Annotated in this window: 13 protein-coding genes; 10 read left to right on the top strand and 3 right to left on the bottom strand. The window is 54.2% G+C overall.

The window, feature by feature from the left end:
- On the top strand, window positions 1–286 hold a 286-nt coding region (locus K355_RS0122645), incomplete at its 5' end, for an IS5/IS1182 family transposase (RefSeq protein ID WP_022734450.1).
- Between the two features lie 13 nt (window positions 287–299).
- Here the strand turns inward: K355_RS0122645 and K355_RS24800 are convergent.
- The 3 genes from K355_RS24800 to K355_RS0122630 form a co-directional block, all read right to left on the bottom strand.
- Complete coding sequence (locus K355_RS24800) at window positions 300–959, bottom strand: serine hydrolase domain-containing protein (RefSeq protein ID WP_022734449.1); 660 nt, start codon at window positions 957–959, stop codon at window positions 300–302.
- Between the two features lie 115 nt (window positions 960–1,074).
- The gene (locus tag K355_RS0122635; RefSeq protein ID WP_022734448.1) at window positions 1,075–2,325 is read right to left on the bottom strand and encodes a thiolase family protein; all 1,251 of its coding nucleotides are present in this window, start codon (window positions 2,323–2,325) and stop codon (window positions 1,075–1,077) included.
- Window positions 2,326–2,330: 5 nt separating this feature from the next.
- On the bottom strand, window positions 2,331–4,193 hold the full coding sequence (locus K355_RS0122630) for a feruloyl-CoA synthase (RefSeq protein WP_245562994.1): 1,863 nt from the start codon (window positions 4,191–4,193) through the stop codon (window positions 2,331–2,333).
- Between the two features lie 243 nt (window positions 4,194–4,436).
- Between K355_RS0122630 and K355_RS0122625 the strand changes: the two genes are divergently transcribed.
- From K355_RS0122625 to K355_RS0122585, 9 genes are all read left to right on the top strand, one after another.
- Window positions 4,437–5,201, top strand: a complete 765-nt coding sequence (locus tag K355_RS0122625; RefSeq protein ID WP_022734446.1) for an SDR family NAD(P)-dependent oxidoreductase — start codon at window positions 4,437–4,439, stop codon at window positions 5,199–5,201.
- A gap of 32 nt (window positions 5,202–5,233) precedes the next feature.
- A complete protein-coding gene (locus K355_RS0122620) occupies window positions 5,234–6,013 on the top strand; it encodes a crotonase/enoyl-CoA hydratase family protein (RefSeq protein ID WP_022734445.1) in 780 nt (259 codons plus the stop codon).
- A gap of 143 nt (window positions 6,014–6,156) precedes the next feature.
- Complete coding sequence (locus tag K355_RS0122615; protein WP_022734444.1) at window positions 6,157–7,209, top strand: TRAP transporter substrate-binding protein; 1,053 nt, start codon at window positions 6,157–6,159, stop codon at window positions 7,207–7,209.
- A 1-nt stretch (window position 7,210) separates the two neighbouring features.
- On the top strand, window positions 7,211–7,774 hold the full coding sequence (locus tag K355_RS0122610) for a TRAP transporter small permease (protein WP_022734443.1): 564 nt from the start codon (window positions 7,211–7,213) through the stop codon (window positions 7,772–7,774).
- Entirely contained in the window at window positions 7,771–9,093 is a 1,323-nt protein-coding gene (locus K355_RS0122605) for a TRAP transporter large permease (RefSeq protein WP_022734442.1), read from the top strand. Before K355_RS0122610 ends, K355_RS0122605 begins: the two co-directional genes overlap by 4 nt.
- A 26-nt stretch (window positions 9,094–9,119) precedes the next feature.
- Complete coding sequence (locus K355_RS0122600; protein ID WP_211219051.1) at window positions 9,120–9,599, top strand: MarR family winged helix-turn-helix transcriptional regulator; 480 nt, start codon at window positions 9,120–9,122, stop codon at window positions 9,597–9,599.
- 22 nt (window positions 9,600–9,621) lie between these two features.
- Complete coding sequence (locus tag K355_RS0122595) at window positions 9,622–10,083, top strand: acyl-CoA thioesterase (protein ID WP_022734440.1); 462 nt, start codon at window positions 9,622–9,624, stop codon at window positions 10,081–10,083.
- An 11-nt stretch (window positions 10,084–10,094) separates the two neighbouring features.
- Window positions 10,095–11,699 carry an acyl-CoA dehydrogenase family protein gene (locus tag K355_RS24795; RefSeq protein WP_022734439.1) on the top strand — a complete coding sequence of 535 codons (1,605 nt, stop codon included), beginning with the start codon at window positions 10,095–10,097 and terminating at the stop codon, window positions 11,697–11,699.
- Between the two features lie 699 nt (window positions 11,700–12,398).
- Window positions 12,399–12,662 (top strand): transposase (locus tag K355_RS0122585; protein ID WP_028791884.1); only part of this gene is annotated, 264 nt, incomplete at its 3' end.

Below are 12,662 nucleotides of genomic sequence, written 5' to 3'. Positions count from 1 at the left end.
CAATCACCTTCCTCCAGCGAGGTATCTACTTGCCGACAAGGCCTATGACGCGGACCACTGGCGGGCCTGGCTCATACGGAGAAAGATCAAGCCCGTCATCCCCAACAAGGCCAATCGCAAGCAACCATATGCCTTCAACCGGAAGCGCTATCGCGGACGTAATGTCATTGAGCGCATGTTTGGCCGTCTGAAAGACTTCCGACGGATTGCCACTCGCTACGACAAGAATGCTAACAACTTCATGGCCGCATTATGCCTTGCTGCGCTCGTTTGCTACTGGATTTGAATGAGTCTGGACCCTAGTCACACCAGCGGTATTTGTAGGCAACCAGGGAATTGTCATGAACCTGCGTCAGTTGGGTATCGCTGCCAAACTGATAGATTTCCTGCCATTCCACGCCAGAGCGCATATGCAGAAGGTTGCGGATCGTCGGGCCGTCATAGCCCGACCCCGCCATTTCCGGAAGATAATCCGTAACCTTGTCATCCAGACTTTTGATGAAACCATCGTTAAGAGCCAAGCCGATCAGGGTAGAAACATAGGACTTTGCCACAGAGAAGGTCATAAAGCGCGTCGTGGCATCACTGCCGTTTCGGTAGCTTTCATGGACAATCGCCCCATCCTTGACCTCCACCAACGCATTGGTGGATGTGGCTTCAAGATATTGCGCCAGGTTGACCGTCTCTCCATTCAGCGTATAGCCATCATCAAGCGAAACCGGTTTCTCGGGAAGCTCCCATACATTATCGCCTGCCTCAACTGTCCGGGTCGCAAAGATCTGGTTCATGTGTTGAAACGTAAGCATATTCAAAGCCGGTGCGAACATATGCGCACGGGCTTTGATCATGGTTGGTGTCAACCAGCGTGATCCCTCATCCCCGGCAAGAGCAGGCACCGAACTGGTCATAAGTCCAGCAGCCAGCACTGCGGTGCCCACAAAATGATTGCGCAACGACATACCTCAGTCTCCCTTTTAATTATCTTTTATCTTCAGCGCAGTAAGCCCCCGTCTGAGGCAGAACTACATGATCAACATTCACCCGGTCTGCACTATTGCCGTGGGTCAGCAGCACTCAGGCAAGCTCTGCCCGTTCAATCAAAACAGCGATACCTTGCCCGCCACCAATGCAGGCGGAGGCGATGCCGTAACGGCCATTGGATTTTTCCAATTCGCGGGCCAGGGTGTTGGTGATCCGTACACCGGTCGCCCCCAATGGGTGACCAATCGCAATCGCGCCGCCATTGACATTGACTTTGTCTTCATCAAGGCCAAGCTCGCGGATGCAGGCCAGTATCTGCGCGCCAAAGGCCTCGTTAATCTCGATGCGATCAATCTGGTCAAGAGTCATGCCGGTTTGATCCAGAACTGCCTTGATGGCTGGAACCGGACCGATGCCCATGATTTCCGGCGGAACACCGACCGCTGCCCCGGCAATGATGCGCGCACGCGGTGTCAGGCCATACTTGCGAACATAATCGGCACTGCCCAGAACAACGCCCGCCGCCCCGTCAACAACGGCCGAAGAATTACCGCCCGTTTGCACCCCACCAAAGGCAGGGCGAAGCTTTGCCAGAATGTCATAAGGCGACGGGCGGACATGACTGTCGCGATCAACCTGATCTATCTTGCGCGGCAAACGGATCGAACGCGAACTACCATCGGCAAATTCAAAGGTTTCGTTGATCACAGTGGTGATTTCACCGGCAAGGAAGCCGCCCTCCTGTGCTTGCACGGCGCGGGCAAAGCTGCGTTCCGCAAAGCGATCAACTTCTTCGCGGGTGATACCGTATTTCTTGGCAAGGTTTTCGGCGGTATCGCCCATCGTGCAACTGACCGCCGGATCAAGAAGTGCTTCCCACAGGAAATCCTTGAACTCCACCTGCCCCATGCGGAAACCACTGCGGTGGGTATAGGCGCTAACCGGGTTGCGGCTCATGGATTCAGTCCCGACGCAAAGCGCGAGATCCCCGCGCCCCAGCGAGATATGATCGGCCGCCTGCAGGATCACCTCAATTCCGGTGCCACAAATCCGCTGCACAAGATGAGCAGGACGATCCACCGGCACACCGGCGTAAATGCCGATATGGCGCGGCGTCATATAGGCATCATAGGAGGCCTGCGCCATTGAACCGGCAATGGAGAAATCGATATCGGTCGCATTGACCCCGGCATTTTCGATTGCCGCGCGGGCCGCCTTGATGCCCAGATCAATCGGGGAAATCAGTCCGAATGCGCCGGTATAATCGACAAACGGTGTGCGCTTGCCGCCCAGCAGCCAGACATCTTCAAATTCGGTCCGAAGACCTTTGGCGTTCGCAGTCATTCTGGTTATCCCTTTTTGGCAATCATCACGCTGGCGGGTGACCGGTCGGTGTAAAGGTCGGCGACCTTGTCAGCGCGTTTGGTGAGAACCGCGCGCTGATTGATGGATCCCTTATCGGTGACTTCATGCGCATCAAGTTCCGGCGAGCTTTCCAACAGGATTGCGCGCGCAACAAAGTTCGAACTGCCAGTCGATTTGGCACCGAGCTCATCAAGGCATTTCTGGAAATGTTCGATGACCACCGGGTGGGTCGCGATGTCACGCTCCGTCGCATCACCGGACAGATCCGGACAAAGTTTTTTGCAGGCGGTGAAATCGGCAAAAATCAGCGCACCCACATAGCCCTCATTCAGCCCCGTCAATACCGCGTCACGGACATAGGGAGCGAACGTCTGGGCGATTGCGGTACGGATGGCAGCAACATGCACCCAGGTTCCGGTGGATAGTTTGAAATCCTCGCAAACCCGACCATCAAACAGAAAACCACGATCGATATCATCCGGATCAACAAATTTCAGGGCATCACCGATCAGGTAATAGCCTTCGTTGTCAAAGGATTCCTTGGTCTTGTCGGGTTGTTTCCAGTAACCCGGTGTGATGCTGGGCCCCTTAAGGCGCAGTTCGAGCTTTTCGGCATTGGGCACCAGTTTGACATCAAGTCCGACCGCCGGAAGACCGACACTACCAGCCTGATCAACTGCCCAAGTGGTGGTAAAGGCAAAGGGGGCGGTTTCGGTCGAGCCATAGCCGGTGACAATGACGATCTTTTCGCCAACCGTGTCGTCGGCAATCTGTTCGAGATTATCCCAGAGATATTGCGACAAACCGGCACCGGCATATTGCATCAGTTTCAGCTTGGCAAAGAACGTCTCCCGTAACATCTTGTTTTCGCGCAAGTGCTGGACAAGTGCCTCATAGCCTTTGGGGACGTTGAAATAGATGTTTGGTGATATCTCACAAAGATTGCGCACCGTTTCATGGATGCCACTCGGGGTAGGCTTGCCCTGATCGATATAGAAACTGCCGCCATTATATAGCGCCAGTCCGAAATTGTGGTTGCCCCCGGCAGTATGGTTCCAGGGCAACCAATCAACCATCACCGGCGGTTCGTCCTGCAGAAAGGCCAGCACATGACGCAGCATCATCTGGTTAAAGCACAGCATGCGCTGGGTATTGATGACCGCCTTTGGCATCCCCGTTGAGCCAGACGTAAACAGGAATTTGGCAATCGTGTCTTCGGTGATTTTGGCATTCGCAGCATCGACAGCCGCAGTCGGCTTGGTCTGACGCACATCGGCATAAACATCGCAGTCATATTGCGACAGTGGACTTTCCACGACCAGCAGTGTGGCATCCTTTGGCATGACCGCAGCCAGTGCCTCGGCGTATTTTGCACCATCATCAACAAAGATCAGGCCGGGTTGGAGCAAGTTGCAGATATGACGCAGTTTGGCAAAATCAGTCGAAATCAGGGAATAGGCAGGCGATATGGGCGCATAGGGAATACCGACATACATCGATGCCAGTGCAAGCAAGCCATGTTCAAGGCTGTTGCCTGACAGGATCAGAACCGGACGATCTTCGGAAAGGTCCTGTTGGACCAAGTACTGCGCAAGATTGCGGACTTCATCGCGGGTTTCAAGATAGCTTCGTTTTTGCCAGCTACCGGTCTTGTCACGGCCGGCCAAAAACAGACAATCCGGCGCGTTTTGCGCCCAATGTTCAAGCTTGTCGGTGATGGCACGCGGATAGTCATCGGGTGTTTCCGTTGATTGGATATAGATCGTGCCGTTGTCCTTTTTTGACACCGAAACACGCGTATCTCCCATGCGAACCGAACGGAGTCCGGGTTCAGCAATCATAGGCATGAGACGAAACCTCCAGTTATCATTTTTATATTGTTATAATTCATAACAATCATAATTCATTGCATCAAGCGCAATATCGCTATGCGTGCATAAATCCATCAAAAGTTCGCTGAAATCATTATAATGCTCGCGCGCGCGAGAAGAAATTTTAAACCGTATTTCAGCCCCCTAATGGCGATTGACGTCGCATCGTTACTGTGCAAACATAATTGTTATAAAACATAACAAACTTCGGGTAAGTAAATGCAGATCAATCAGGTTCCCGTCATCATAACCGGCGGCGGAAGCGGCCTCGGCGAAGCCACCGCTCGCACATTTGCGGTTGCAGGTGCTAAGGTTGCGGTCTTTGATCGCAATGGCGATGCCGCCAAACGGGTTGCACGTGAAACCGGTGGAATCGGACTGGAAGTCGACGTGTCTAGCAAGGAGTCGGTCGCGGCGGCCTTCAAGACGGTGAGACAGAATCTTGGCCTGCCGCGCGTCTTGGTGAATTGTGCCGGGATTGGCACGGCCAACCGCATTCTGCCGCGCGACGGCGATCTGCCGATTGATGAATTTGTCAAAACACTGAACGTCAATTTGACCGGCAGCTACATCACCATGAGCTACGCTGCACAGCTGTTATCCGAAGCAACGCCTGTTAATGACGATGGCGAACGCGGTGTGATCATCAATACATCTTCGGTTGGCTATGAAGACGGGCAAATCGGCCAATGTGCCTATGCGGCATCAAAGGGTGGCATTGCCTCCATGACGTTGCCAGCCGCACGTGAACTGGCCCGGATTGGTGTGCGGGTGATGGCAATTGCGCCGGGACTTTTTTCCACGGCCATGACCGACACCCTGCCCGAGGAAGCCCGTCAGGCGATCCAGGCCAACATCCCGTTTCCCAAGCGGCTTGGCAAAGCACAGGAATATGCCGACCTCGCCCACCATATTGTTGAAAATACCATGCTCAATGGCACCGTCATCCGACTGGATGGCGCGGTTCGCCTGCAGGCACGATAGAAGACAGATTGCTTTACGTAAGGAACAAGAACATGACCAACGGCGCGAATGACGTATTAAACGTCGCAATCAACGGATCGATTGCCCGTTTGACCATCACGCGACCTGAAAAGCGTAACGCTGTCAGCGATACTTTGATGGCAGCACTTGAGGCCTTTTTTGCCAATCCGCCAGAAGGGGTCCGGGTTGTTATCCTCGCCGGGGAAGGCGGGCACTTTTCCGCAGGCCTTGACCTTGCCGAACATGTCGCGCGCAATGCGGCTGAAACCATGCGTCATTCACGCAACTGGCATCGCATTATGGACATGATCCAGTTTGGCGGATTACCCGTGATTTCATTGCTTAAGGGTGCGGTCATCGGTGGGGGGCTTGAACTGGCCAGTGCCACCCATATCCGCATTGCGGACGAAACAACGTTTTTCCAGCTTCCCGAAGGACGCCGTGGCATTTTCGTCGGCGGCGGCGCGTCGGTCCGGGTCGGTCGTATTCTGGGCGCGGATCGTATGATCGAAATGATGCTGACCGGGCGCAAATACAATGCCGAGGATGGCCTGCGCCTTCGTCTTACCCACTATGTTTGTGACAGTCCGGATGAAGCAGAGGCCAAGGCGATCGAGCTTGCCAACACGGTCGCCGAAAACGCCCAGCTTTCAAACTATGTGATGATCCAAGCTTTATCCAGGATTGAGGATATGGCCAAGACCGACGGCCTGTTTACCGAAAGCCTGTGTGCGGCGCTCACCCAGACCAGCGAAGATGCACAGGAAGGATTGAAAGCGTTTCTCGAAAAGCGCCCCCCGAATTTCAAATAGTTACCCATAAAAGAGCTGCACGTAATAGCGGCCAAAAGACCAAATCGTGGCAAGAAACCGCACAAAGCGGTCGCTGAAACATTCAGGAAGGAACAGGGTCAACCGACTCAAACCGGTGCGCCCATCATGTGAGGAGACGTTCGATGTCAGGATTTTCCGTTAACCGCCGCCAGATGCTGGGCATCATCGGCGGCGCGCTCGCAGCCCCTGCAATCATCGGCAAGGCGCGTGCAGCCGAAGTCACACTTCGCCTGCATCATATGCTGCCCCCGGTTGCCCCGATGCACAGGGCGTTCTTTGAACCTTGGGCCAAGACCATTCGCGAACAATCCGATGGCCGCATTGATATCCAGATTTTCCCGGCCATGCAGCTTGGTGGCAAACCACCGCAACTTGCCGACCAGGTTGCCAATAATGTCGTTGATATCGCCTGGTCACTGACGGTCTATACCCCGGGTCGCTATCCGATTTCCGAAACGCCAAGCCTGCCTTTCATGGTAACAACGGCTGAGGCCACATCAGTCGCCATGCACAAATTCATGGATGAATTTGGTCAGGACGAATATCGCGGCATGAAGCCACTGGCCTTCCATGTTCATGCCGGTGGCAAGTTCCATATGCGCGACAAAGCCATACAGAACCAGGCCGATCTTGACGGGTTGCAGATCCGCGCGCCGAACCAGAGTGTTGGCAAAGCCTTGTCCATTCTGGGCGCTGAGCCCATCTTCTTCCCGGTGACCGAAATGGCTGTCGGGCTCGCCAATGGTGTGATTGACGGCACCTGCCTGCCCTATGAAGTGGTTCCGGCCTTCAAACTCCATGAACTGACATCTGTGCATTGTGCACCGGCAGCAGGCGGACGCGGCCTTTATGCCAACTCGTTCGCATTATTGATGGCTGGCGATGCCTATGACCGGATGCCCGATGATCTCAAGGCCGTGATTGATGCCAACTCCGGCATCGACCTTTCACGCCAGATCGGCAAACAGTTCGATAGCTTTGAGTCAGTCGGCTACAAAATGTGTGCCGATCGCGGCAACAAGTTCGTCGAGATTCCCAAGGACGAGATTGAACGCTGGCAGGCTGCCACCCTGCCGGTCGTTGATGACTGGATCGAGACGCTTAATGACGCTGGCCATGATGGCAAGGTGATGATTGATCGCCTTAATCAGCTAATCGATGCCGAGACCGCCTGATATGTCAGGAGCCACCCGTGATCACAGTGGGCGCGGCGGCCGCGCTGCGCCCATTCATTTCCTTGGTCAATTTGTTGATCGCGCCTGCATTGCCTCTGCGGGTATAGCCGGTGCGGTGATTGTTGCGGTCGCTGTTACGGTCACCCTGTCGGTAACAATGCGATATATCGGCATTGGCGGCATTCGGGGTGACTTTGAAATCGTCGAAATGGGATGCGGCATTGCCGCCTTTCTGTTTTTGCCGCTGTGCCAACGCAAGGGCAACCATGTCATGGTTGACATTTTCAGCATGGCTTTCCCGCAACGCACCCGCACCCTGCTTGATCAGGTGTGGGAGGCGTTGTTTTGCCTTGCGTGGGTCATTATTTCATGGCGCGTCGCATACGGCCTGATTGATATGTATGACTATAACGACCGCAGTATGCTTCTTAGAATGCCGACCTGGATTGTGTACGGGTTCGCGCTGTGCGGGCTTGGACTTTCATCGCTGACCGCCTTGTCGAACGTCATCGAAAAATTTGTTCCCCCCTCCCCAACATCTTCGTACACGGATACCCCGCAATGAGCCCGGTCGAAATCAGTATCATTATGGTCGTCGTCCTGCTGGCCCTTATATTCCTGCGCATGCCGATTGCATTGGCGATGGCGATTGTCGGGGCTGGCGGATATGTGGTTCTGTCGGGGTGGTTGCCGTTATCGGCCTATCTGAAAACCGCGATTGTCGACAAATACATTTCCTATGATCTTGCGGTCATTCCGCTGTTTATCCTGATGGGGCAGATCGCCACCCGAACCGGCATCAGTCGTGCGATCTTCACCGCGTCCAACGCCTGGCTTGGTCATTGGCGCGGCGGCCTTGCCATGGCATCCGTCGCCGGCTGTGCGGCATTTGGCTCTATTTGCGGATCCTCCATTGCGACCGCGACCACCATGGGCCGGGTTGCACTGCCGGAAATGCGACGCCACGGCTATTCCGGCGCGCTCGGCGCCGGGACGCTTGCCGCGGGCGGAACCCTTGGCATACTGATCCCGCCGTCGGTGGTTTTGATCATTTATGCCCTTCTGACCGAACAGAATATCGTCAAACTGTTTTTGGCTGCGACCATCCCGGGGCTATTGGCCATCCTTGGCTTTATTCTGGCAATTGGCGTTTATGTGCGTCTGTTCCCTGACGAAGGCCCTGCACATCCCGGATTACCAATACGCGAACGCATCAGGTCACTTGGCGGCATCTGGCACGTCGCCCTTGTCTTCATCGCCGTTCTGGGCGGGATTTACGGCGGCGTTTTCACCCCGGCGGAGGGGGCATCGGTTGGTGTCGTCCTGATTGCACTAACCGGTTTTTTGATGCGCAGCCTGTCGATCAAAAGCCTGTTTGACTGCGTGATCGAAACTGCCGGCACCACGGCGATGATCTTTGCCATCATTTTTGGCGCAGATCTTTTTAACGTTGCCCTGGCCCTGACAAGGGTTCCGACGATGGCGGCCGAGTGGGTTGGCACGGCCGGGATCGCGCCGATGACGGTTCTGATGGTGGTCATTCTGTTTTACATCGTCATGGGTTGCATCATGGACAGCCTGTCGATGATCCTTTTGACCGTGCCAGTATTTTTCCCTGCCTTCATGGCGATGGATTTCGGCATGGATCCAACCCATCAGGCCCTTTGGTTTGGTATCATTACCCTGATTGTTGTCGAATTGGGGATGATCACGCCGCCAGTCGGGCTTAATCTGTTTATGATATCGGCGATGGCACCCGACATTCCGACGCAAAAGATTTTCAGAGGCGCGGTGCCGTTCCTGCTGGTGGAGTGCCTGCGGATTGCAATTATTGTTGCGTTCCCGGCGCTGACATTCTGGCTGGTGGATATCGTCGCAGGATAGCTGCGCGCAAAAAGATGGAGACACTGTTGCAAGCAAACAAAAAGAAGCAAGTTGATCCGGATAACGGCATTGCGGGGTTGTCACCCGATAGTCCGTTACGCGGTTTTGTCGGCTATCACCTCAAACGCGCCTATATGTCGATCCATAGCGATTTTGTCGCCAGCCTAACGCATCTTGATCTTAAGCCAACGACATATAGTGCGCTGGCGATCATCAACGAGAACCCCGACATCAGCCAGACGGATCTGGCCCGCGCCCTTGCCATGGAACGTTCGAACATTGTCGTGATGGTCGATGAACTTCAGGCACGCGGATTGATTGTGCGCAACAAGGTGCCAACCGATCGCCGTGTCTATGCGCTGCGAACCACATCCAAGGGGATCGAGCTTTTCCTTGAGGCCAGTCGTGCCGTTAAAAAGCACGAAGACAAGCTTCTTGACGGGTTCGCGCCCGAAGAACGCGCGCAACTTGTAGAAATGCTGATCCGCATTCAGCAGGTCAAATAACGCTTAAATCAGGTAGAGTTCCATGCTGCGACTGTCCCGTGAAATCCACGTTGAATGGGGTCATTGCGACCCAGCCCGGATTGTCTATAACCCGAACTTTTATGACTGGATGGAAGGCGGCCTTCTTGCCCTGTTATCGGTTGCCGGATTTGATCTGGCGACCATGATCGCAAAAGATGATGACTTTCGCGGCACACCGCTGGTCCGTGCCGATGCCAATTTCATGGCACCCGCCCGGGTTGGCGATTTGATTATACATCACGTCGAAGTGTCGCGCTGGGGCGGCAAATCGTTTGACCTTGCCCATCGGTTCACACTTGGGGACGCCACCTTGCTTGAAGGATCGCAAACCCGTGTGTGGGCGCGTGCCAATCCAGACAATCCCGCAAGTCTGTCCGCTGTTCCTGTACCAGATGTGGTCAAGGCCGCCTTGTCTGCAGACAAGCTTATCCGCCTGACACTTCATCAGGAAACGCTAGGTTAAGGGATGCTATCGTGATCCCCTTCAAAGCCCCGATGGATGACATTGTGTTTGCCCTGTCTGCGACACGCGATGAAAGCATCGCCGCAGAGCACGGATTTGACACAGGAATTACTAACGAAATTTTGGATCATTTTGCCCGCTTTGCCGAGGATATCATCGCCCCGATTGACGAACCGGGCGATCAGGAGGGCTGCCGGTTTGAGGATGGCCGGGTCAGGATGCCGTCGGGATTTCGGGATGCCTATCAGGCCTATATTGAACAGGGCTGGCAGGCGATATCATTGGCCGCGGAATTTGATGGTCAGGGGGCCCCGGCCACAGTCTGTGGCGCGATCAGTGAAATACTGGCCGGTGCCTGTCATTCCTTTCAGATGGTCACCGGACTTGTCCCAGGTGCGGCCCGGCTGATTGAGCAATTTGGCATAGATGCGCAACGCCAGACATGGATGCCCAAACTGGCAGCTGGTAGCCACCTTGCGACCATGTGCTTGACCGAACCGCAAGCCGGATCGGATCTTTCGGAAATCCGTACTGTTGCAAGCCAGAAAGACGACGGCAGTTGGGTTCTTAACGGGGAGAAAATCTTTATCTCTGGCGGTGATCAGGACCTGAGCGATGAAATCCTGCATCTGGTTCTGGCCCGAACCGGCACCCGCGAAGATGGCGTGCGCGGTTTGACCCTGTTTCTATGCCCATCCCATACCAGCGAGACCCGGCGCAATGCCATCACGGTGACCCGGATCGAGGAAAAGATGGGTTTGCATGCCTCCCCCACCTGCCAATTGGTCTTTGACGGAGCACAGGCACAGCCGATCGGCCCGGTGGGCAGAGGGTTGATGTGCATGTTCACCATGATGAACCATGCTCGCCTTGATGTCGCATTGCAGGGCGTGGCTCACGCATCCCGCGCCCATCACATTGCAAAAACCTATGCTGCAGAGCGCAAGCAGGGCCGGGGTCGCAACAGCGGCCAACCGGTTTCGATTGATCAGCATTTTGATGTTGCGCGCATGCTAGCCCGTCAGGACATGCTGGCCATGACCGGCCGGTTGATGACCTACAAGACCTTTGCCCTGATGGAGACAGACAAACATTCCGATCTGATTGAATTCCTGACCCCGATCTGTAAATCCTTCTGCACCGATGCCGGGGTTGAAGCCGCCGATATCGGCATGCAGGTCCTTGGCGGGTATGGATACTTGCGCGAATACCGGATCGAACAGACGCTACGCGATGCACGCATCTGCCAGATATATGAAGGCACAAACGGCATTCACGCTCTAACGCTTGCCAGAAGGCTGACCCGCCATAACGAAGGAGCATGCATCAAGGCGTTTGAGGCCCTGATCACAGAATTGCTCGCTGCATCTTCTGGCACTTTCAATTTGGCAACAGAACTCCTCGAATACTGGCGACAAATGACATCAGAAATCGTTGCCAGTGAGGCGCCAGAAAAGTTTGCCCACGACTATATGCAGATCAGTGCTGCGACATATGCTATCGCAATCTGGGTGAACATCATCAGTCAGCACCAATACGCTCGCCATCAGAGATCGTTTAATGTGGCGGAAGCAATGGGACGCGCGATACTGGCCAGTTGCAACGCAAGAAGCTAAAGCCAAATGCTATTCAGACTGCGCGAACGGCTGTCTATGCACCAAACCCTGTGCGCCCACACAAAGGCAAGGAAAACGGTCCTCAAAGATCGATCAAGCAGTCCGGCCAACAGAGATATGAATTATGATCACGGAAATGGAGCCTCACCTATCGAAGGCTCTTTTGCCAACGAGGGCATTGTCGAGTACCACTGTCAACTTTTATGGCGAAAATGTCATCTTTTGTGGCACTCGACAACAACAAAAGTTGTCAGGTGCCACAAAAGGTGACGCCCGACTTTTCAGTAAATCAATCACTTAGCATTCTCGATTGCCAGAAAAGTTGACACGAATTGACACAAAAGATGACAAAAAGTTGCGTGATTGCCAGAAAAGTTGACATTTTCCGACAAAGGCATCTTTTTGGTTCTAATATCCCCTCAAGAACACTTCATTCTGCAATATGTAAAATTTCCGATTTTTTACCTGACACGAACAAAACGCTATCAGCTTCAAACTTAACCAACCTCCACTTTTTGTAAGTATCACCCACCGCGAGACGAACCATATCTCCACCAGCTGCCGGCAAGAACAACCCGATGTATTCACCGTCATCGTTGATCGTGCCAACAACTTTGAGCTCTAATGGTTCCAGGGTCAGAACTCATTAATCTTTAACAGATTCAATGATCTGGAACGCAATATATGGAGTTCCGTAACATGAAGGGTCAATTCTGGCTTTCCGACGAGCAATGGGCGCTGATTAAGCCGCATCTGCCATACCGTGCGGCGGGTCGGCGGCGCGAAGATGATCGGCGCATCATCAGCGGGATCATTCACGTGCTTCAATCTGGCTGTCGTTGGCAAGATTGCCCTGCCGATTACGGTCCATCCACCACGGTCTACAATCGTTATAACCGCTGGTCGCAAAAAGGCATCTGGCAATATCTGTTTGCTGAGTTGACGGCCATCTTGGCGGGCACG

This window comes from Thalassospira lucentensis MCCC 1A00383 = DSM 14000 (assembly GCF_000421265.1).
Taxonomy (GTDB): Bacteria; Pseudomonadota; Alphaproteobacteria; order Rhodospirillales; family Thalassospiraceae; genus Thalassospira; species Thalassospira lucentensis.
This window is presented reverse-complemented; position numbering and strand designations above follow the sequence as displayed.

What these genes read in the sequence shown, in the direction of transcription:
- K355_RS24800 (WP_022734449.1), bottom strand. Translation starts at nt 959, where the DNA reads ATGTCGTTGCGCAATCATTTTGTGGGCACCGCAGTGCTGGCTGCTGGA.
- K355_RS0122635 (WP_022734448.1), bottom strand. Translation starts at nt 2,325, where the DNA reads ATGACTGCGAACGCCAAAGGTCTTCGGACCGAATTTGAAGATGTCTGG.
- K355_RS0122630 (WP_245562994.1), bottom strand. Translation starts at nt 4,193, where the DNA reads ATGCCTATGATTGCTGAACCCGGACTCCGTTCGGTTCGCATGGGAGAT.
- K355_RS0122625 (WP_022734446.1), top strand. Translation starts at nt 4,437, where the DNA reads ATGCAGATCAATCAGGTTCCCGTCATCATAACCGGCGGCGGAAGCGGC.
- K355_RS0122620 (WP_022734445.1), top strand. Translation starts at nt 5,234, where the DNA reads ATGACCAACGGCGCGAATGACGTATTAAACGTCGCAATCAACGGATCG.
- K355_RS0122615 (WP_022734444.1), top strand. Translation starts at nt 6,157, where the DNA reads ATGTCAGGATTTTCCGTTAACCGCCGCCAGATGCTGGGCATCATCGGC.
- K355_RS0122610 (WP_022734443.1), top strand. Translation starts at nt 7,211, where the DNA reads ATGTCAGGAGCCACCCGTGATCACAGTGGGCGCGGCGGCCGCGCTGCG.
- K355_RS0122605 (WP_022734442.1), top strand. Translation starts at nt 7,771, where the DNA reads ATGAGCCCGGTCGAAATCAGTATCATTATGGTCGTCGTCCTGCTGGCC.
- K355_RS0122595 (WP_022734440.1), top strand. Translation starts at nt 9,622, where the DNA reads ATGCTGCGACTGTCCCGTGAAATCCACGTTGAATGGGGTCATTGCGAC.